This window comes from Actinoplanes ianthinogenes (assembly GCF_018324205.1).
Lineage (GTDB): Bacteria > Actinomycetota > Actinomycetes > Mycobacteriales > Micromonosporaceae > Actinoplanes > Actinoplanes ianthinogenes.
In genome coordinates, this window is record NZ_AP023356.1 from 5,483,009 (window position 1) to 5,503,486 (window position 20,478).

Sequence of the window (20,478 nt, forward strand, 5' to 3'; positions counted from 1 at the left end):
GATGCGCGCGGGCCCGAGCCAGGAAGAGGTTCGCCGGCACAATCTCGGGACACTGCTCAGGTACGTCCACGTACACGGCGCCACGTCCCGGGCGGAACTCACCAGCCGGCTCGGCCTCAACCGCAGCACCATCGGGGCCCTCACCGCCGAGCTGATCAGCGCAGGGCTGGTCAGCGAGGCGGTACCCAAGGAGACCGGCCGGGCCGGACGACCGTCGCTGGTCGTCCGGCCCGAGTCGGACCGGGTCTTCGCCTACGCCCTGAGCATCGAGGTGGACCGGCTGCGGGCCGCCCGGGTCGGGCTCGGCGGGCAGATCCTGGAGCAGTACGAGACCGACCGCCCGCCCGGCATGAGCGCCGACGAGGCGGTCGAGCCGCTCGCCCGGTTCGTCCGGGCGATGCACGACCAACTACCGGACGATGCCCGCTGCGTCGGCAGCGGTCTCGCGGTGGCCGGCATGGTGCGCCGCGAGGACGGCATGGTCCGGCTCGCCCCGACGATCGGCTGGGTCGAGGAGCCGGTGGGCGCGGCCCTGCGCGCCGAGCTGGGCGACCCGGGCGCGCTGAGCATCGGCAACCACGCCGACGTCTGCGCGCTTGCCGAGCACGCCCGGGGCGCGGCGCTGGGCAGCGACAACGTCATCTACCTGTACGGCGACGTCGGGGTCGGCGCCGGGATCGTGGCCGGAGGACGCCGGGTGACCGGGCACGGCGGGTACGGCGGCGAGGTCGGCCACATGGTGGTCAACCCGTACGGCCGGCCGTGCGACTGCGGCTCCCGTGGCTGCTGGGAGACCGAGATCGGCGAGCACGCGCTGCTCCGTCTCTCCGGCCGGGCCGACAAGACCGGGCGGGACGCGGTGCTCGAGGTGGTCGACGCCGCCGTCCGCGGGGACAGCCAGGCGCAGCACGCGCTGCGGCACGTCGGCGACTGGATCGGCTTCGGCGTCGGCAACCTGGTCAACATCTTCAACCCGGAAGTCGTCATCTTCGGCGGCACGCTGCGCGACGTCTACCTGGTCGCGGCCGCGCAGATCCGCAGCCGGCTCAACTCGGTCGGGCTGCCGGCCTGCCGCGAGCACGTCCGGCTGCGCACCCCGGAACTCGGCGCGGACGCCGCGCTGATCGGCGCCGCCGAGCTCGCCTTCGAGCATCTGCTGGACGACCCGCTCGTCTCCTGATCCCGGCAGGCGCAGATCACCACGGAAGATCTATGCTGCCGCGCATGTCCCCCCGCGATCCTGACGCACCGCTCGAGGTGGACGGTGTCCCCGTGCTACTGGCGCCGGTCACCGGGCCGGCCCACGCGGGCCTGGTCTTCCGGGTCGGTCTGGTGGACGAGCCGCTGGCCCGCCGCGGGATCACCCACCTGCTGGAACATCTCGTGGCGCCGGGGACGGCGCGATCCGGGACCCATCGCGACAGCCGGACCGAGACCGAGCACGTCTACTTCCACGCGCAGGGCACGGACGAGGAGATCGCCGCGTTCCTGACCGGGGTCTGCGACCGGCTGCGGGACCTGCCGGTCGATCGGATCGCGCCGGAGCGGGACGCGCTGCGCGCCGAGGCGGCCGGCCGGCGGGCCGACTGGATGCCGATGTGGCGGCACGGTGCCCGGGACTTCGGCATGCCGAGCTATCCCGAGCTCGGCCTCGACGCGCTCACCGCCGAGCACCTGGGAGACTGGGCGGCCCGCTGGTTCACCCGGGAGAACGCCGCGCTCTGGGTCGGCGGTGAGGCGATTCCGGCGGGGCTCAAGCTCGATCTGCCCAGCGGTGAGCGACGTCCGGCCCCGGCGCCGTCCTCGACGCTGCCGTCGACGCCGGCCTATTTCGTCGCCGGCGAGACGGACCTGGGCTGGGACACCGTGGTGCCCCGTGGCCCGCGCGCGGCGGTCTTCGCGAACCTGCTGGAACGCCGGATGATCCGGGAGCTGCCGGCCGGGCCGGGCGACGCCGAGCGGATCCGGACCCGGTACGAGCCGCGCGCCGACGGGACGGCCCGGATCGTCGCCACCATCGAACTGCGGCCGGACGACGCGGAGGCGGCCCTCGGCGCCCTGGTGCGTCTGCTGGACGAGCTGGCCGGCGGCCAGATCGACGAGGCGGAGGTCGCCGCGGTGACCGAGCTGACCGCCGACGGACTCCGGACCGCCCGGCAGCGCGGCGCCCGCCTGCCCGGACAGGCCTTCAACCTGCTCACCGGACACCCGCTGCAGAGCCTCGGCGAGGCGGTGGCCGCGGTGCGCGAGGTGACCCGGGACGACGTGGCCGAGGTGGCGGCGCGGGCGTACCGGAGCGGGCTGCTGATGACGCCGGCCGGCACCCGGACCGAGCTGCCCGGATACACCGCGGCGCCGGCGGCCTCGGCCGAGACGGTGCCGGGCCGCGTGCATCACGGCCGGGGCAACCGGGCGCTGCGGCTCGTCGCCGGGCCCGACGGGGTGAGCGTGGACGACGGCGAGTCGATCGCGTCGGTCCGGTACGACGCCTGTGCCGCGCTGCTCGCCTGGCCGGACGGTGGACGTCAGCTGATCGGCGAGGACGCCGTCGTGGTGCGCGCCGAACCGGCGCTGTACCGGCGGGCCGGCCGGGTGACCGCGGAGATCGACGCCCGGGTGCCGGCCGACCGGCGGATCGACCTCGCCGCGCGGGAGCCCGCCGCGATCCCCCGACCGCCGCGCACCCGCTGGTTCCGTTCCGGCGCCTGACCCGGCGGAACCTTACGAGGTGCGGAAGCCTGCCGGCCGAGGTCGCCGGTCGCGCGGTGCGCGGCGCAGGATGGCGGGGTGAGAATCTGGATCCGGGACGGGCTGGCCGGGGTGGCGGCGGCCGCGGCGGCGCTCGGCGTCGCCGAGTTGCTCGCCGTCTTCGGCGGGCCGCGCTCCGCGCCGCTGGTGGCGGTCGGCGGGGTGGTGGTCGATCACGTGCCGGCCGCGGTCAAGGACGCCGGGATCGCCGTCTTCGGGGTGCACGACAAGACCGCGCTGCTGACCGGGACGGCGATCCTTCTCGGCCTCTACGCGTTCGGTGTCGGGGTGCTGGCCCGGCGACGGTGGCCGCCGGCGGTGGCCGGGATCGCGCTGTTCGGGCTGATCGGGGCGGCTGCCGCGCTGACCCGCCCGGGCGCGGGGGCCGGTGCCGCGATCCCGGCGCTGTTCGGGGCGGCGCTGGCCGTGCCGGTGCTGCGACACCTGATCAGGCTGACACCGGACGACAAGCCGGAGGGGACGCTCGGCGAGAAGCCGGGCGGAACGGCGTACCGGGAAGCAGACGGACCTGGCGAAGCGGAGAGCCGGCGGCGATTCCTCAAACAGGTGGGGATCGTGGCGGCGGTCGCCGCCGGCGGCGGCGCCGCCGGACGCTGGCTGACCTCGCGCGGCGCGGTGACCGAGGCCCGCGACGCGGTCACCCTGCCGGCCCCGGTCGAGCCGGCCCCGGTGGTCCCGGCCGCGGCGCAGGTCGGCGGCGCGGTGCCCTACGTGACGCCGAACAAGGACTTCTACCGGATCGACACCGCCCTGATCACCCCGCAGGTCGACCCGTCGAGCTGGACGCTGCGGATCCACGGGATGGTCCGTAACCCGATCACCGTCACCTGGGCCGAGCTGCTGCGACGGCCGATGGTCGAGCGCTACGTGACGCTCGCCTGCGTCTCCAACGAGGTGGGCGGCGACCTGATCGGCAACGCGCTCTGGCTGGGCACGCCGATCAAGGCGCTGCTCGACGAGGCCGATCCGCTGCCCGGGGCGGACCAGGCGGTGCAGCGGTCCCGCGACGGCTGGACCTGCGGCACGCCGACCGCGGTGCTGCGGGACGGGCGGGACGCGCTGCTGGCGGTGGGGATGAACGGCGAGCCGCTCCCGGTCGACCACGGGTTCCCGGTCCGGATGGTCGTTCCCGGTCTCTACGGCTACGTCTCGGCCTGCAAGTGGATCACCGAGATCGAGCTGACCCGATTCGCCGACTTCGATGCCTACTGGGTGCCGCGCGGCTGGGCGGCGCAGGCCCCGATCAAGACCCAGTCGCGGATCGACACGCCCCGCGACGGCGCCGCCCGCCAGGCCGGGCCGGTCGTGGTGGCCGGTGTGGCCTGGGCGCAGCACCGCGGGATCGCCAAGGTCGAGGTGCAGGTCGACGACGGTCCGTGGGAGGTGGCCACGCTGGCTCCGGCGGTCTCCGACGACACCTGGCGGCAGTGGACGCACACCTGGCAGGCCGCGCCCGGCAAGCACGTGCTGCGGGTGCGCGCGACCGATCTCGACGGCTACACCCAGACCTCTGACCTGGCCGATCCGGCCCCGGACGGGGCGACCGGATGGCATCAGGTGGCCGTCGCCGTCGGCTAGTCGAAAGCCGCACTTTCGGTCCGACTCGAAAACGCAAGTCGCTCATACGGTGGGTTGCATGTCCACCGATGCGGTTGAAGAACCGTTGAACCACTCGACACGGCCCCCCGGGGAGGACCGTGTCGCCAGTCGTGTGGTGATGCCGCGCGCCGGGCGCCCTCAGGCCGCCGGTGCCTGCCGCTGTGCGGGCACTGCCGATTTGTGGGGCCGGCCGAGGCGCGCCTCGAGCCGGACCAGGTCGACCCGTCCGTGACGATCGGCCAGATCCTCCCAGCCGACCGCGAGCAGCCGCAGCCGCTCCGATTCGCTGAACCCTCCCCACACCCCGTACGGCTCGCGCACCGCGAGGGCGTGGGCGGCGCACTCGGCCCGCACCGGGCACGCGCCGCACATGGTCTTGGCCTTGGCCTCGCGGCGATTGCGGGACGAACCGCGCTCGCCGTCCGGGTGGAAGAACTGCGCACTGTCCCGGCCCCGGCAGAGTCCGAGCCGCTGCCAGTCCCACAGGTCGGCAATGGGGCCGGGCAACCTGCGAACGTTCGACATCAACACCCTCCTCACCGCGCGGCACCGCGGAGTGGTCGACATGGGGGCCTGGCGACAGGCCTCACGCGGGTGTACCCCGGCGACAGCCGGCTCACACGCACCATGTCGATGTCTCTGCCGACGGTGTGGCAAAGAGGTGGCAAGTCATACCTTTCTTTCCCGTTTTTTCCATCTAAAGCGCGTAATGCTGCGGCCCTCGCGTGATCTCCTCTGAGAGAGAAGGAGGATCACTGTGCGTACCGTCCTCGTGTGCGTCCGAACCCCGCTGGCGGCCCAGACCGTCGCGTCCACCGCGGCCCGGCTCGGCATGACCGGCGTCGTCCGGACCGCGGTCAGCGAGACCGAGGCCATGATCCGACTGGCGGAACGGCCGGCCGAAGTGGTCCTTGCCGACACCGCCGTTACCCGACCCGACAGCGTCGGCTTCACCCGGCGCGTGCTCGCCCGTGCCCCCCAGGCGCAAGTGGTGCTCTTCGGGGCTGAAGATCCCCGGGTGGCGGCGGCGGCCGTCGCCGCCGGCGCCCGCGGCGTGATCCGGGGCGTCGAGCACGACCTGGTCAGCGTCGTCGCCAAGGCGCTGCTCCTGCTGCTGTTGCCGGTGCGCCCGCAGGGCATGCCGATCAACGGCAACGCGCAGCCGGCCGGGGTGGCCGGCGGCATGCGCAACAACAACTCGCCCGCCGCCCGCGGGCAGTACCGCGACGGGATGGGCATGGGCGCCCCGAACGCCGCGGCGGTGCCGGCCATGCTGCCGAACTCGCCGATGGTGCCGGCGCAGCGCGGCGACGCACCGATCGACCCGGCCACCGGGCGGCCGATGGTGGCCTGGCCGGGCAACGAGGCCGGGGTCGGGATGACCGACGCGCAGCCCGCCGGCCGGCGGCTCACGCTCACCGAGCGCGAGTTGCAGGTGCTCCGCGGCATGGCGGACGGCAAGAGCAACGCCGAGATCGGGCGTGAATTGTTCGTCTCCGAGGACACCGTCAAAACACACGCCCGCCGCTTGTTCCGCAAATTGGGCGCCCGGGACCGCGCCCACGCGGTCGCCGCGGGTTTCCGTGCCGGATTGGTCGCTTAAGCCGGAAATGCGGGGGCAGCCTTCTGCCCCCGCATCCATCCGACGACAGGCACATTCAGATTCAAGACCGGTTTTCGGTACGGCCTGAGCACGCTGCCCTCCGAGCGCGTCGGGGGTTGATCTGACACGTCGCAACCACCCGCGGACGTCGCCCTTGCGGGCTTCGCGTTCTGGGCGCGCCAGCGCCCTGCGAAGCCCGGAAGGGTCCCCGCGGGAGCGGCGATCAGTTATCAGCGCGGACCGTGGCAATGAAGAACTTGATCTTCATTGCTGTTGCGATCAATCCGAATCGTCGCTGCCCTCGGTCAGGGTGTCGTGGACGCCGTCGGCGTAGCCGCGGGCATATTCCCAGGTGACGTAGTGATCCGGGTCCGGGTCGTAGGCCGGCTCGTGGACGCGGGGGCGACCGCTGCTCAACAGGTGGCGCAGGTTGCCCCGGAGCAGGTCCCAGTCGAAGTAGTGCGGCTCGTGGCAGTCCTCACACTCGATGACCAGCCCACGGATGCCGGTCGGGCTCAGCAGGGCCTGATAGATCTCCAGGTCGGAGAGATCCTCCAGGACGTCCTGCCGCTCGTCCTCGGACAGCGGTTCGGTCTCGGCGTCCTCGTTGAGGTCGTCGAGTTCCGCGGCCGGGTCGGCGGGGTCGCCGTTGAACGGGTCGATCGGCTCTTCTTGCACCCCCATACCGTACTCACCTCTTCCGTGTGTGTGCTGGCCCGCACGTTCTGTCCGCCGCCCGGGTGCCCCGTCCGGGATGGGTAGGATGATGAACTCCGCCTCTTCTCTAGGGATGATCTGTGGAAACTGACAGCGCTCGCACTGTTCCCCTCGGTCTGACGTTCGACGACGTGCTGTTGCAGCCCGGTGAGTCCGACGTGGTGCCCAGCCGGGTCAACACGGTCACGCGACTGACCCGCAACGTCGAGCTGTCCATCCCGCTGCTGTCGGCGGGGATGGACACCGTCACCGAGGCGCGGATGGCGATCGCCATGGCCCGGCAGGGCGGCATCGGCGTGCTGCACCGCAACCTCTCGGTGGAGGACCAGGCGACCCAGGTCGACCTGGTGAAACGCTCCGAGTCCGGCATGATCACCAACCCGATCACCTGTGGCCCGGACGACACCCTGCGCCAGGTCGACGCGCTCTGCGGGCGTTACCGGATCTCCGGCGCCCCGGTGGTCGACGCCCAGGGCGTGCTGGTCGGCATCGTGACCAACCGGGACATGCGCTTCGTCAGCGACTTGGACGCTCACGTCCGCGACGTGATGACCAAGGCGCCGCTGATCACCGCCCCGGTCGGCGTCTCCAAGGACCAGGCGCTCGAGCTGCTGGCCAAGCACAAGGTGGAGAAACTGCCGCTGGTCGACGAGGGCGGCCACCTGCGCGGCCTGATCACCGTGAAGGACTTCACCAAGAGCGAGCAGTTCCCGAACGCGGCCAAGGACGCCCAGGGCCGGCTCCGGGTGGCCGCCGCGGTCGGTGTCGGCGACGACTCCTACAAGCGCGCCCGCGCCCTGGTCGACGCCGGGGTGGACGTGGTCATCGTGGACACCGCGCACGGCCACCAGCGCGCCGTGCTGGAGATGGTCGCCCGGCTGAAGAAGGACGTCGCGATCGACATCGTCGGTGGCAACGTGGCGACCTACGCCGGTGCCAAGGCCCTGGTCGAGGCGGGCGCCGACGCGGTCAAGGTGGGTGTCGGCCCGGGCGCCATCTGCACCACCCGGATCGTCGCGGGCGTCGGTGTGCCGCAGATAACGGCGATCATGGAGGCGGCCCGGGCGTGCGCCCCGGCCGGCGTTCCGGTGATCGGCGACGGCGGCATCCAGTACAGCGGCGACATCGCCAAGGCGATCGTGGCCGGTGCCAGCACGGTGATGCTGGGCAGCCTGCTGGCCGGCTCGGAGGAGAGCCCCGGCGAGCTGATCTTCATGAACGGCAAGCAGTTCAAGTCGTACCGGGGGATGGGGTCGCTCGGCGCGATGCAGTCGCGCGGTCAGGCCAAGTCGTACTCCAAGGACCGCTATTTCCAGCAGGATGTGAACGAGGACAAGCTGGTACCCGAGGGCGTCGAGGGTCAGGTGCCCTATCGTGGTCCTCTGTCCAGGGTGGCGCACCAGCTCATCGGCGGGTTGCGCGCGGCCATGGGCTACGTGGGTGCGGAGACCATCCCCGATCTTCAGGAGCGGGGACAGCTCATTCGGATCACGGCGGCGGGCCTCAAGGAGAGCCACCCGCACGACATCCAGATGACGGTCGAGGCCCCCAACTACCACTCCCGTTAGAGAGCCTGGAAACCCGATGCGTGACGTAGTGGAGATCGGCCTCGGTAAGACCGCCCAGCGCGGTTACCACCTGGATGACATCGCGATCGTGCCGAGCCGCCGGACCCGGGACGTCGACGACGTCTCGACCGAGTGGAAGCTCGACGCGTACCCGTTCAAGATCCCCTGCGTCGCGCATCCCTCGGATGCCACCCAGAGCCCGGACTCGGTCATCGCCCTGGGCCGCCTCGGCGGCCTGGGGGTGCTCAACGCCGAGGGCCTGTGGACGCGCTACGAGGACCCGACCAAGATCCTCGAGGAGCTCGCCTCGCTGGACGAGGAGGCGGACGCCACCAAGCGGCTCCAGGAGGTCTACTCCGAGCCGATCAAGCCGGAGCTGATCGGCGAGCGGGTCCGCCAGATCCGCGAGGGTGGTGTCACCGTGGCGGTCCGGGTGTCCCCGCAGCACACCCTGGCGCTCGCCCCGGTGATCCTGGACGCCGGGGTGGACCTGCTGGTCATCCAGGGCACCCTGGTCTCGGCCGAGCACGTCTCCACCACCGACGAGCCGCTGAACCTCAAGGAGTTCATCGCCGACCTCGACCTGCCGGTCATCGTCGGCGGCTGCACCGACTACAAGACCGCCCTGCACCTGATGCGCACCGGCGCGGCCGGCGTGATCGTCGGCGTCGGCGCGGACGAGTGGTCGACCACCGACACGGTGCTCGGCATCCGGGTGCCGATGGCCACCGCGATCGCCGACGCGGCCGCGGCCCGCCGGGACTACCTGGACGAGACCGGTGGGCGTTACGTGCACCTGATCGCCGACGGCGGCATCGCCACCTCCGGCGACATCGCCAAGGCGATCGGCTGCGGCGCCGACGCGGTGATGCTGGGCGAGCCGCTGTCGCTGGCCGAGGGCGCGCCGGCCGGTGGCGCCTGGTGGCACTCGGCGGCCAGCCACCCGGCCCTGCCGCGCGGTGGTTTCTGCATCGCCGGTGAGCCGGACGGGTCGCTGGAGCAGTTGCTCTACGGCCCGGCGGACCGGCCGGACGGGCAGCTGAACCTGTTCGGTGGCCTGCGCCGGGCGATGGCCAAGTGCGGTTACCGCGACGTCAAGGAGTTCCAGAAGGTCGCTCTGGTCCTCGACCGAGCTTAATTGCTCCGCTTCGCTCCGCGGCAAAACGCCTGATAACCGGTGACGAGGCAGGCGAGTTTCCGCCACCCGCAAACCCCGCGGGCGTCGGAAACTCGCTTGCCTCGTCACCGGCGGCGTTTTGCGGGCTACGGGGTGAGGCGTGGTGGCCGGGCGACGGTCAGGGGGTCGGCGGCCTGGTGGTGCCGTAGAGCCAGGACTGGAAGAAGTCGTTGAGGTCCTTTCCGGACAGTTGTTCAGCGGTGGTGATCATGGCGGCGGTGTCGGCGTTGCCGTCTCGGTGTTCGGTGGTCCAGGTCTTGAGCAGCGTGAAGAAGGCGTCGTCGCCGATGGTTTTGCGGAGCGCGTGCACGGTCAGTGCCCCGCGCTCGTAGACGGCCGCGCCGAAAAGGCGTTCCGGCCCGGGGTCGCCGGCCGGCTGCCGCCAGTCGGTCGAGGCGTACGACTGCTCGAACCGCCGCTGCACACTCTCCCCGCCCGAGTGCTCGGTCCAGAGCCACTCGGCGTACGTCGCGAACCCCTCGTTGAGCCAGATGTCCTCCCACCGGTGCAGCGCCACGCTGTCGCCGAACCACTGGTGGGCCAGCTCGTGCGCGACCACCCCGGGGTTGGTCTCGTCGCCGTTGAAGAACGTGGGGCCGTACACCGGGCGGGACTGGGTCTCCAGGGCGTACCCGATCCGGTTGTCGGTGACCACCACCCCGCCGTTCGCGTCGAACGGGTAGGGCCCGAAGACGCTCGCCAGGTAGTCGGTGATCTGCCCGGTCATCGCCAGCGACCGGGCCGCCGGGCCGGTGGCCGGCATCGACTCGGGCACCGCGATGATCATCGGCTTGCCGTTGTGGGTGCTGGTGCTGATCCGGTACTGGCCGATCACCACGGTGGACAGATAGCTGGCCATCGGCGAGCGCTCGGCCCACCGCCAGGTCGTCCAGCCGTCCCTGGTGTCGCGCTTGCCGGGGACCCCGTTGCTGAGCACCTCGAGTCCGTCCGGGACGGTCATCGCCAGGCTCAGGGTGGCCTTGTCGGACGGGTGGTCGTTGACCGGGTACCAGGTGCTGGCCGACTCGGGCTGGCCGAGCGCGATCCCGCCGTCGGTGGTCTTGATCCAGCCCCCGTTGCCGAGCGCCTTGTTCTCCAGCTGGCCCGGCACGCCGGCGTAGTCCACCACGACGGTGAAGCGCCGCCCGTCCGGGATGCCGGTGGCCGGGGTGACGACCAGCTCGTCGCCGTCGGCGCTGCCGCTCGCCGCCGCACCGTCCACAGTGATCCGCGACGCGGTCAGGTGGGCCAGGTCGAAATTCAGCCGGGAGAGGTTCTGGGTGGCCGTCGCGGTGATCGTGGCGCGGCCGCCGAGCTGCCCGGTCGCCGGGTCGTAACGCAGGTCGAGGTCGTAGCCGGCGACGTCGTACCCGCCGTTGCCGTACCTGGGGAAATACGGGTCGCCGGCCCCATCCGCGCCGGGCTTGAAGCCCGGCGCGGAGTCCGCTGTGCAGGCCCCGGTGACCAGCAGCAGGGCGAGCGCCGGCAGTAAACCCCGTCGTGTCATACGCCGAGGTTATGACGGCCGCGCCGGTCAGCCTTTGTTGACCATTTTCGGGTGTGCCTTCAGGTACGCGGCGGCCTTGCCCTTGGCGATCGCGCTGAGGAAGCCGCGAGCCTCCGCGTCGAGCTGCTCACCGAGGTAGCCGCTGCCGCTGCCGACCCCGCTGCCGTTCAGCTGCACCATGGTGAGGCCGGCCGGTTGCAGGTCACGCAGGGCGTACGCGTACTCCACCGGCCGCCGCCCGCCCACCGTGACCAGCATCTTGCCGAGCGCGGTGATCACCGACTCCAGCTTGGCCGCGTCGCTGAGGTTCCCGCTGAGCGCCTTGGCGAGGATCGCCTTGACCATCTGCCGCTGGTGCCTCTGCCGGTCGTAGTCCCCGTTCGGCAGGCCGTAGCGCTGCCGGGCGTAGTCGATCGCCTGCCAGCCGGTCAGGTGCCGCTTGCCCGGCAGGTACACCGCTTGCGGGCCGACGTAGTCGCTGCCGACCAGCTTGCGCGCCGTGCCGTCCGGCCGGCGGTGCTTCGACTTCACCTTCTGGTCGATGGTGAGGTCGATCCCGCCGAGCTTGTCGACCAGCTTGTCCAGGCCACCGAAGTTGAGGATGGCGCCGGCCTGGATCGTCTTGATCCCGGTGTAGTTGCTGATCGTCTTGGCCAGCAGCTCGTACCCGTTCGGGATGTTCTTGGTCTTCTTGCCCGGCACCCGGGAGCCGTACGCCATCGCCTCGGTGATCTTGTACTTGCCGCCGCGGAAGCCGGACTTCTTGAAGGCCGGGATCTGCACCCGCAGGTCGCGGGGGAGCGAGTAGAGGTAACCGGACTTCAGGCCCGGTTCCACGTGCAACAGCATGATCGCGTCGGAGTGCGTCTGCCAGTCCGGGATGCTGACCCGGGTGTCCACCCCGACCAGCAGCAGGTCCAGCGGGCCGTCGATGTCCGCCCCGGGTGACGGCGCCGGGGGCGTCGACGGGCTGGGCGTGGTCTCCAGCACCGGCGCCGAACCGGACGGCGTGGCCGCGCCGGTCGGGGCCGACTCCGGGCTGGTGGAGCCGCGATTGACCGCGATGGCCACGCCGACGCCGGCGAGCACGGCGAGCACCACCCCGGCGATCACCGCCCATGTGATCTTGCTGTTCCGCATAGCGGAACCCTAGAGGACGGCTGTGGCGTGCTCAATGCCCCGAGATCTCGCCCACTGGAAGTGGTCTTGCGAAATCAAAGATCACCAGTACGCTGGCCGGGCGATTCGCCGGTTCGCGGCATCGCCCACGGGGAGGCACTGCTCATGAACCGTACAGCCCGGCGGTGGACCGTCGGACTTCTCTCCGCTGCTCTGATCACGGTCGCCGGTGGTGTCGCCGGCACGGCCGAGGCTGCGGCGGATTCCCTTCCGGTACGCCTTCTGGTCGGGCTCAAGCCCGGCTATGACGCCACCGCCCGGATGTCCACGCTCGCCAAGCTCGGACTGCAGGGCGCCGAGGCGAAGGGGCACGCGCGCAACTCGCTGCTGGCCGAACTGGGGGCCAAGTCCCTCAGCGTGCCGAGCGCGCAGGTGCAGCTGACCCTCGCGGCGCTGCGGCGGGACCCGGCGGTGGCGTACGCGCAGGTCGACATCCAGCGGCACCTCACCGAGGTCGCCGCCCCCAACGACACCCTGTACGCCGACGGGCACCAGCCCGAGCTCGCCCAGATCAGGGTGCCGGACGCCTGGCAGGCCACCACCGGCTCGGACGCGGTCACCATCGCGGTGGTGGACAGCGGGGTGAACCCGGTCGGCGACCTGGCCGACAAGGTGCTCCCCGGCTTCGACTTCTTCAACTACGACAACGACCCGGCCGACGACGGGAAGTTCCCGCACGGCACCGTGGTCTCCTCGCTGATCGCGGGTAGCGCCGACAACGGCACCGGCCTGGCCGGCGTCTGCTGGAAGTGCCGGATCCTGCCGGTCAAGGTGATGGGCGCGGACGGCTCGGGCTACGACTCGGACATCGCCCAGGGCATCCTGTACGCGGTCAACCACGGCGCGCAGATCATCAACATGTCGCTCGGCGGTTACCAGTACGACCAGGTGCTCGCCTCCGCGGTCGCCTACGCCAACGCCCGCGGGGTGCTGGTGGTGGCCTCGGCCGGCAACGAGAACACCGCGCGCAAGTCGTACCCGGCGGCGCTCCCGGACGTGCTCTCGGTCGGCGGCACCAACACCCGGGTCGGCGGCAACTCGAGGGTCTACTTCTCGAACTACTCGACCGACTGGGTGGACGTGGCGGCTCCGGCCATCACGGCCGGCATGTGGGGCGACGGCACCTACTGCTACGACACCACCGACACCGCCGGCCCGTGCCGGTTCATCGACCGCAACGGCGTCAGCCAGTACATGGTGCAGGGCACCTCGTTCTCGTCGCCGCTGGTCGCCGGCGTGGCCGGGCTGATCAAGTCGGCGCACCCGGAGTACACCGGCTGGGGCCTGCAGCGGGCGATCACCAGCTCGGCCGTCCAGTCCGGCACCAAGTGGACGAAGTACGGCCTGGTCGACGCGGCCGTCGCGCTGACCCGCGGCACCGACACCATCAAGCCGACCGTCACCGGGATCTCGCCGGGGCAGTGGGCCAAGGTGCACGGCACGGTCGCGATCACGCCGCTCGGCCTCAAGGACGACTGGTCCGGCATCGGCGCGGTGCAGCTCTACGTCGGTGGCCAGTACCACAGCTGGTCGTACACCGGCCCGTCGTTCGCGCCGAAGCTGAACACCGCCGGCAAGAACGGTCCGATCACCGTCCAGCTGCGGGTCTGGGACAAGGGCGGCAACTTCGTCTGGTCCGGCACCCGCACGCTGATGGCCGACAACATCAAGCCGAAGGTCTCGGTCACCTCGTGGCCGAAGAACAAGGCGAAGGTGAAGGGCACCGTCACGGTCAAGGCCAAGGCCAGTGACGCCTCCGGGATCAGCAAGGTCCAGCTGCTGGTCAACGGCAAGGTGGTGGCGACCGACTACAAGGCCGGCTACAAGCTGACCTTCAAGGTCAGCAAGCAGAAGAAGACCATGAAGGTCAAGGTCCGCGTGTACGACAAGGCGGGCAACTACACGACGAGCTCCATCCGTACGTACACCCGCGCCTGACGCTGCGCGACATCGAGGGGCCGGTCGGTGACGACCGGCCCCTCATCGCATTCGGCCCCGGCGGCCGTCGGTAAACTCGCCGGGTGAGTACCCCGCGTCCCGTCCTCGTCGTCGACTTCGGCGCCCAGTACGCCCAGCTGATCGCCCGCCGGGTCCGTGAGGCCCGCGTCTACTCCGAGATCGTCCCGCACTCGATGCCGGTGGCCGAGATGCTGGCCAAGAACCCCGCCGCGATCATCCTGTCCGGCGGCCCGTCCAGCGTCTACGAGCCGGGCGCGCCCACGCTCGAGGCCGGGCTTTTCGACAGCGACGTGCCGGTCTTCGGCATCTGCTACGGCTTCCAGGCGATGGCCCAGGCGCTCGGCGGCACCGTCGCGCACACCGGCTCCCGGGAGTACGGGCGGACCCTGCTCGCCGCCCAGGGCGGCACCCTGCTCCGCGACCTCCCGGCCGACCTGCCGGTCTGGATGAGCCACGGCGACAGCGTCGCGGTGGCCCCGGCCGGCTTCGCGGTCACCGCGTCCACCCCGGGCGCCCCGGTCGCCGCCTTCGAGGACCTCACCGCCAAGCGGGCCGGCGTGCAGTTCCACCCCGAGGTGGCGCACACCGAGCAGGGCCAGGAGATGCTCAAGCGCTTTCTGTACGACATCGCCGGCATCGAGCCCACCTGGACGCCCGGCAACATCATCGAGGACCAGGTCGCCCTGATCCGCGAGCAGGTGGGGGACAAGCAGGTCATCTGCGGTCTCTCCGGCGGCGTCGACTCGGCGGTCGCCGCGGCCCTGGTGCACAAGGCGATCGGCGACCAGCTCACCTGCGTCTTCGTCGACCACGGCCTGCTGCGCGCGGGCGAGCGCGAGCAGGTGGAGAAGGACTACGTCGCCGCCACCGGCATCCGGCTCGTGGTCGTCGACGCGGAGGAGCAGTTCCTCGGGCACCTCAAGGACGTCACCGACCCGGAGCAGAAGCGGAAGATCATCGGCCGCGAGTTCATCCGGACGTTCGAGGCCGCGGCCCGTGACCTGGACGCCGAGCGGCACATCGAGTTCCTGGTGCAGGGCACCCTGTACCCGGACGTGGTGGAGTCCGGCGGCGGCACCGGCACGGCCAACATCAAGTCGCACCACAACGTCGGCGGTCTCCCCGACGACCTCCAGTTCGCGCTGATCGAGCCGCTGCGCACGCTGTTCAAGGACGAGGTGCGCGCGCTCGGCGCCGAGCTCGGCCTGCCCGAGGCGATGGTCCAGCGGCACCCGTTCCCGGGTCCCGGCCTGGCCATCCGGATCATCGGCGCGGTCGACCGGGATCGGCTGGACATCCTGCGCCAGGCCGACCTGATCGCCCGTGAGGAGCTGACCGCCGCCGGTCTCGACCGCGACGTCTGGCAGTTCCCGGTGGTCCTGCTGGCCGACGTGCGCAGCGTCGGCGTGCAGGGCGACGGCCGCACCTACGGCCACCCGGTGGTGCTGCGCCCGGTCTCCTCGGAGGACGCGATGACCGCCGACTGGTCCCGCTTGCCGTACGACGTGATTGCCACGATCTCGAACCGGATCACCAACGAGGTCCGGGAGATTAACCGGGTGGTGCTGGACGTCACGAGCAAGCCGCCGGGCACCATCGAGTGGGAGTGACGCCCAGTAGTGGATCAATCGCCCAGGGCGGCTAAATCTGCCCTGAGCTGCGGTTACTTAGCGCGATTCAACTGTCAGGAACCCGACAGTCGGCCTGGATTAGTAACATAATCCGGGCAGAATGCCGCTTCGTGACCCCCGCACTGGAACCGCTCCGCAGGATCGCCGCCTACGCCGTCGCGACCGACGACGAGGGCCGCGTCCTCCTGGTCCGGGCATCGGCCAAATCCGGGACCCCCGGAGTCTGGTCGCTGCCCGGCGGCGCCGTCGACCACGGCGAAGATCCCAACCACACCGTCGTCCGCGAGACCGCGGCGGAGACCGGCCTCTCCGTCGCGGTCACCGGGCTGCGTGACGTCCTGGCCGACATGCGCTCGCTGCCGCACCGAGGCGTCACCATCCACACCGACCGGCTGATCTACTCCGTGTCGGTCCGCGGCGGCAACCTCATCGACCGGGTCGGCCACCCCACCGACCTGGCGCGCTGGCACACCCTGGACGAGGCCGAGCGGCTGAAACTGCGCCCGTTCGCCGCCGAGGCGCTCGGGCTCAGCGCCGCCTCCGCCGACCTGCGCCCCGACGTGCCGCCGACCTTCCCGTCCTTCTATGCCTACGAGGGGCCGGACGGGCTGCACCGGGCGCAGCGCTTCGCGGCGTACGCGATCGCCACCGACCCGCACGACAACCTGCTGCTCACCCGGATCGCCCCGGGTTACCCCGGCGGTGGCCGCTGGCACCTGCCCGGCGGCGGCACCGACTACGGCGAGCAGCCCGGCCCGGCGCTGATCCGCGAGCTGGTCGAGGAGACCGGGCAGCAGGGCCGGATCATCGAGCTGCTCGGCGTGGCCAGCCACCGCGACGCCGCCTCGCTGGGCCCGGAGGGCTACCCGATCGACTGGCACGGCGTCCGCGCGTTCTACCGGGTCGTGGTGGACCACCCCACCGAGGTGACCATCCACGACGTCGGCGGATCCACCGACGACGCCCGCTGGATGCCACTCAAGGACGTCGCCGCGCTCGCCCCCGACCAGCTCACCGAGGTGACAGCCGACGCGCTCCGGGCGGCCGGGCTAATCTAGGGCCCGTGAAGATCAGGAGGGTGGCGGCGTACGGCGTGTGCCGTGCCGCCGACGGCAGCGTCCTGCTCACCCGCGGATCGGACCTCAGCTCGTACCCGGGTGTCTGGTCGCTGCCCGGCGGTGGGGTGGAGCACGGCGAGCACCCGGCCGACGCGGTCGTCCGGGAGTTCGCCGAGGAGACCGGCCTGACCGTCGGCGTCACCGGTGTCCGGGGCGTGACCGCCGACGTCGTCGCCCATCCGGACGGGCCGGCCGAGCACACCGACCGGATCTTCTACGACGTCACGATCACCGGCGGTGAGCTGCGCCCGGAGACGGACGGCACCACCGACCTGGCCGAGTGGGTGCCGTCCGCCGCGGTGGCCGGCCTGCCGCTGCTGCCGTTCACCGCGCGGGCGCTGGGTGTCCCGTTCGCCGCGCCCGCCGAGGCGCCGGTCGACGACGAGCCGGTGCACCGGACCGGCCCGGTGCAGCGCTTCGGGGCGTACGGGCTGGTCACCGACCCGGACGGGCGGATCCTGCTGGCCCGGATCAGCGAGGGCTTCCCGGGTGGCGGCCGCTGGCACCTGCCCGGCGGGGGCACCGACTACGGCGAGACCCCGGAGCAGGCCCTGATCCGCGAGCTCTACGAGGAGACCTCGCAGATCGGCCGGCTGGACGGGCTGATCAGCGTCGGGCACCGCTACGACCCGGCCGCCCTCGGTCCCGAGGGGGTCCCGATGGACTGGCACGTGATCCGGGTGGTGTACCGCGTACGCGTGGACGATCCGGTCCCCGCCACGGTCACCGAGGCGGCCGGCGGATCCACCGACCGGGCGTCCTGGTTCACCCCCGCTGAGGTCGCCGAACTGCCGCTGACCGAACTGGCCCAGGAGTCACTCGCGGACGCGGGCTAAAATCGTCCGGAGGAATAACGCGACGGCTACGTCGTTACAGGTAAGACGCGAAGCGGCCCGTCACACAGCGCAACCAGATGAACTCTCGCCAAGGCCGCCGCGCTGTGCGATGGTGTAACCCGCAATTTCGCCGGGCTCAAGGAAGACGCCGGTGACCACGAACTCCATGGAGGAAGCACGTGCCGAGTACCCCTTGGCGCCGGCGTCGGTCGACGGATAGTCCCCGTCCCGCCGGACGTCGTTGGGCTGGTCGCATACGCCGCGGCGGGTCCCTCGCCCGGCAGGCCTTGCTGGTTCGCGTGGGTCGCCGCTCAGCCGAGACGAGCCGGGCCGCCACCGCGACCCGAGCCGAGGTGCTTTACACCGGGCTGGAGCCGGGGCTGAGCCGCACGATTCCCGCCCCCGGAGTTCCGCTGGACACGTCTGCCACCTTCGACGACCAGGCCGTGCCGGCCACCATCCCGCTGCTCCCCGGTGAGCAGACGATGGCACGCCGTGCCCGATTCGCCCTGGTCAACGCCTGCACCCTGAGCAGCCTCGGGCTCGGCCTGCTGGCCATCTTCCTGGCCATGGCCGGCCGGGTCGAGGTCGCGGCCGCGTGCCTGGTCGCCTGCGTGGTCTTCGACGGCCTCGACGGCGCGCTGGCCCGCAAGCTCGGGGTCGCCAGCCCGTTCGGCGCCCAGATGGACTCGCTCGTCGACATGTGCTCGTTCGGCCTGGCCGCGCCGGTCGTGGTCTACGCCTCGCTGGCCGACAAGGCGCCCCAGTCGGCCGCCGCGGTGGCCTGCGCCCTGGTGGCCGGTTGCGCCGCGATCCGGCTGGCCCGCTTCAACGTCTCGCCGAAAGACGGCCGGTTCTTCTGCGGCGTGCCCACCACGATGGTCGCCGCGGTCCTCGCCCTGGCCGTGCTGATCGGCCTGCCGCTCCCCGGCATGGCCGTCCTGGCCGGCGTCGCGTTGCTGGCCTTCGCGATGGTGTCCAGCTTCCCTTACGCGAAGCTGGCCCGCATCGTGAAGCTCCCGCCGTGGCTCTGGGTGCTCCCGATCGTCGGCGCCCTGGTCGATTCGAAGATGACGTTCGTCCTGGTCGTCGCGACATACCTGGTCAGCGGCCCGATCCTGTGGGTCCGCGCCAAGCGCGCCTGACGTCCGCTCCACCGCAGAGGCCGCCTCCTCGGAGGCGGCCTTCCGCATGTCCGGCCGCCTCCCGCTTGCGACCGCTCATGACTCTCGGCCGCCAGCCTTTCGGTACGACCAGCCGCTCGTGCCCACGACTCTCGTTACCTGTCCCGCCCGCCCGGAGCAGCGGTATTCGATGTCGGGATGAATGCCTGGCAACGCCCGTTCCGTCCGCTGCCGCGGGCCGGGGTTGATCTCCGGAACCACCCGCGGGCAATGACGGGTGCTTCGCGCCGCGGCAAAACGCCGGGGCCCGGCCCGCGCGGGAGCATGCGATCTGCACCCGCGCGGACCTGCGTAAATAAAGCTCGTGGATCGAGGACGCGGAGCGCGCCCGGCCTACTTCCAGCGCGCGATGACCGTCGATCCGCCGACGACTCGCTCGCCGACGCTGACCAGGGCGTCGACCTTGTCGGCCGGCAGGTAGACGTCGGTGCGCGAGCCGAAGCGGATCAGGCCGTAGCGCTCGCCCTTGGCCAGCAGGGTGCCGACCGGCGCGCGCTGGACGATGCGGCGGGCGATCAGGCCGGTGCGCTGGGCCACCGCGACGGTGCCGTGATCGGTGTCCAGGACCGTGTAGGCCGCGACGTTGTGCTCGGCGGCGGCGGTCGCCGCGTTCGCGAAGCCGCCCTCCTCGACGAAGTAGTCGGCGACCCGGCCGGCGACCGGCGAGCGGTTGACGTGCACGTCGAAGACGGAGAGGAAGACCGCGACGCGGAGGAACTCGCCCGGGCCGAAACGGTCGTCGTGCATCCGCTCGACCGAGAGCACCTTGCCGTCGGCGGCGGCGACCACGGCGGACGCGTCGGTGGGCACGTCCCGCTCCGGGTCGCGGAAGAACGCCGCGACCGGGGCGGCGGCCAGCGCCGGGATCAGCCACAGCTTGGACTGCGGCCGGGCGCGGCGGGCCAGCGCGGCCAGGCCGAGCGCGATGCCGGCGGCGGCGACGCCGTTCGAGTCGATGTGCATGCCACGGGTCAGCGGGACGCTGGAGGAGCGGTAGGCCGGGGCCAGGCCGGCGGCCGTGGACACGTCGGCCGGGGTGAAGCGCAGCTTGTGCACGCGCAGCGGCGGCTGGTTGCGGACCACCAGGTCGGAGCCGACACCGAAGAGCGAGCCCTGCCGGAACAGCTCGGCCGCGGCACCCTGGGTGCGGCCCGGGCCGGCCGGGGCGGCGATGCTCAGCACGGCGCCGTCGGCGAGGTGTTTCGCCAGCTTGTCGATGAGGCCGCGGGTGTCCTCGGCGGTGCCGGTCAGCGGCTCACCGACGATCACCACGTCGGCGGAGGGCGCCTCGTCCAGGGACTCGACGATCTTCACCCGGTCGGCCACCCAGCTGCCCAGGCCGGTGATGTGGCCGCGGAGCAGGTCGGCGCTGCTGTGCTCGCCGGCCACCAGGACCAGCGTGTCGCCGGGCAGGAGAGCCTCGACGGCGGCGGCCACCACGGCGGAGGCGTGGTCGGCGCCGATCAGCAGGGCGGTGGTGGCCGCGTTCTGCCGGGCGAACTCGGCGGTCAGGGCACGAGCGGCCCGGGCTCCCACGGCCGGAACGGGCGTGGCGGACACGGCGGGAAACGGGGTCATTCAGCGAGCATATTGCCCCGCCCGCGAGCGGTGGCCCGTGGGCGGGGCATCGG

General features: G+C 71.7%; 16 protein-coding genes. 11 read left to right on the top strand and 5 right to left on the bottom strand.

The features are described from left to right. Position 1 precedes the first annotated feature (1 nt). The 3 genes from Aiant_RS24890 to Aiant_RS24900 all read left to right on the top strand — a co-directional run bounded on the left by Aiant_RS24890 (position 2) and on the right by Aiant_RS24900 (position 4,347). Positions 2 to 1,180 (top strand): ROK family transcriptional regulator, encoded by a 1,179-nt coding sequence (locus Aiant_RS24890; protein WP_189329249.1) that lies wholly within the window; start codon positions 2 to 4, stop codon positions 1,178 to 1,180. Between the two features lie 44 nt (positions 1,181 to 1,224). Beyond that, positions 1,225 to 2,709 carry an insulinase family protein gene (locus Aiant_RS24895; RefSeq protein ID WP_189329250.1) on the top strand — a complete coding sequence of 495 codons (1,485 nt, stop codon included), beginning with the start codon at positions 1,225 to 1,227 and terminating at the stop codon, positions 2,707 to 2,709. Positions 2,710 to 2,787: 78 nt separating this feature from the next. After that, on the top strand, positions 2,788 to 4,347 hold the full coding sequence (locus tag Aiant_RS24900) for a molybdopterin-dependent oxidoreductase (RefSeq protein ID WP_189329251.1): 1,560 nt from the start codon (positions 2,788 to 2,790) through the stop codon (positions 4,345 to 4,347). Between the two features lie 159 nt (positions 4,348 to 4,506). Here Aiant_RS24900 and Aiant_RS24905 read toward each other — a convergent pair whose 3' ends face one another. After that, on the bottom strand, positions 4,507 to 4,893 hold the full coding sequence (locus Aiant_RS24905) for a WhiB family transcriptional regulator (RefSeq protein WP_185039520.1): 387 nt from the start codon (positions 4,891 to 4,893) through the stop codon (positions 4,507 to 4,509). Between the two features lie 232 nt (positions 4,894 to 5,125). Here Aiant_RS24905 and Aiant_RS24910 point away from each other — a divergent pair, with 232 nt between their 5' ends. After that, positions 5,126 to 5,971: a response regulator transcription factor gene (locus Aiant_RS24910; RefSeq protein ID WP_189329252.1), complete on the top strand. Its 846-nt coding sequence runs from the start codon at positions 5,126 to 5,128 to the stop codon at positions 5,969 to 5,971. A gap of 279 nt (positions 5,972 to 6,250) precedes the next feature. Here the strand turns inward: Aiant_RS24910 and Aiant_RS24915 are convergent, their stop codons facing one another. After that, the gene (locus Aiant_RS24915; RefSeq protein WP_189329253.1) at positions 6,251 to 6,649 is read right to left on the bottom strand and encodes a DUF5319 domain-containing protein; all 399 of its coding nucleotides are present in this window, start codon (positions 6,647 to 6,649) and stop codon (positions 6,251 to 6,253) included. A 119-nt stretch (positions 6,650 to 6,768) separates the two neighbouring features. On the opposite strand from Aiant_RS24915, the gene guaB reads away from it, so the two are divergent. Together guaB and Aiant_RS24925 are read left to right on the top strand one after the other, a co-directional pair. Beyond that, positions 6,769 to 8,256 (top strand): IMP dehydrogenase, encoded by a 1,488-nt coding sequence (gene guaB / locus Aiant_RS24920; protein WP_189329254.1) that lies wholly within the window; start codon positions 6,769 to 6,771, stop codon positions 8,254 to 8,256. Positions 8,257 to 8,272: 16 nt separating this feature from the next. Next, positions 8,273 to 9,394, top strand: a complete 1,122-nt coding sequence (locus tag Aiant_RS24925) for a GuaB3 family IMP dehydrogenase-related protein (RefSeq protein ID WP_189329255.1) — start codon at positions 8,273 to 8,275, stop codon at positions 9,392 to 9,394. Between the two features lie 157 nt (positions 9,395 to 9,551). Here Aiant_RS24925 and Aiant_RS24930 read toward each other — a convergent pair whose 3' ends face one another. Together Aiant_RS24930 and Aiant_RS24935 are read right to left on the bottom strand one after the other, a co-directional pair. Continuing rightward, positions 9,552 to 10,940 carry a M1 family metallopeptidase gene (locus tag Aiant_RS24930; protein ID WP_189329256.1) on the bottom strand — a complete coding sequence of 463 codons (1,389 nt, stop codon included), beginning with the start codon at positions 10,938 to 10,940 and terminating at the stop codon, positions 9,552 to 9,554. Positions 10,941 to 10,967: 27 nt separating this feature from the next. Next, on the bottom strand, positions 10,968 to 12,080 hold the full coding sequence (locus Aiant_RS24935) for an LCP family protein (protein ID WP_189329257.1): 1,113 nt from the start codon (positions 12,078 to 12,080) through the stop codon (positions 10,968 to 10,970). Between the two features lie 144 nt (positions 12,081 to 12,224). On the opposite strand from Aiant_RS24935, the gene Aiant_RS24940 reads away from it, so the two are divergent. The 5 genes from Aiant_RS24940 (at position 12,225) to Aiant_RS24960 (ending at position 18,808) form a co-directional block, all read left to right on the top strand. Further along, a complete protein-coding gene (locus Aiant_RS24940; protein WP_189329258.1) occupies positions 12,225 to 14,057 on the top strand; it encodes a S8 family serine peptidase in 1,833 nt (610 codons plus the stop codon). Positions 14,058 to 14,140: 83 nt separating this feature from the next. Then, positions 14,141 to 15,688, top strand: coding sequence for a glutamine-hydrolyzing GMP synthase (gene guaA, locus Aiant_RS24945; RefSeq protein WP_189329259.1), 1,548 nt, complete (start codon positions 14,141 to 14,143; stop codon positions 15,686 to 15,688). 131 nt (positions 15,689 to 15,819) lie between these two features. Then, positions 15,820 to 16,767: an NUDIX hydrolase gene (locus Aiant_RS24950; RefSeq protein WP_189329260.1), complete on the top strand. Its 948-nt coding sequence runs from the start codon at positions 15,820 to 15,822 to the stop codon at positions 16,765 to 16,767. A gap of 5 nt (positions 16,768 to 16,772) precedes the next feature. Continuing rightward, positions 16,773 to 17,663 (top strand): NUDIX hydrolase, encoded by an 891-nt coding sequence (locus Aiant_RS24955; RefSeq protein WP_189329261.1) that lies wholly within the window; start codon positions 16,773 to 16,775, stop codon positions 17,661 to 17,663. 179 nt (positions 17,664 to 17,842) lie between these two features. Next, complete coding sequence (locus Aiant_RS24960; protein ID WP_425322616.1) at positions 17,843 to 18,808, top strand: CDP-alcohol phosphatidyltransferase family protein; 966 nt, start codon at positions 17,843 to 17,845, stop codon at positions 18,806 to 18,808. 372 nt (positions 18,809 to 19,180) lie between these two features. Here Aiant_RS24960 and Aiant_RS24965 read toward each other — a convergent pair whose 3' ends face one another. Further along, the gene (locus Aiant_RS24965) at positions 19,181 to 20,425 is read right to left on the bottom strand and encodes a phosphatidylserine decarboxylase (protein WP_189329262.1); all 1,245 of its coding nucleotides are present in this window, start codon (positions 20,423 to 20,425) and stop codon (positions 19,181 to 19,183) included. Between the last annotated feature and the right edge of the window lie 53 nt (positions 20,426 to 20,478).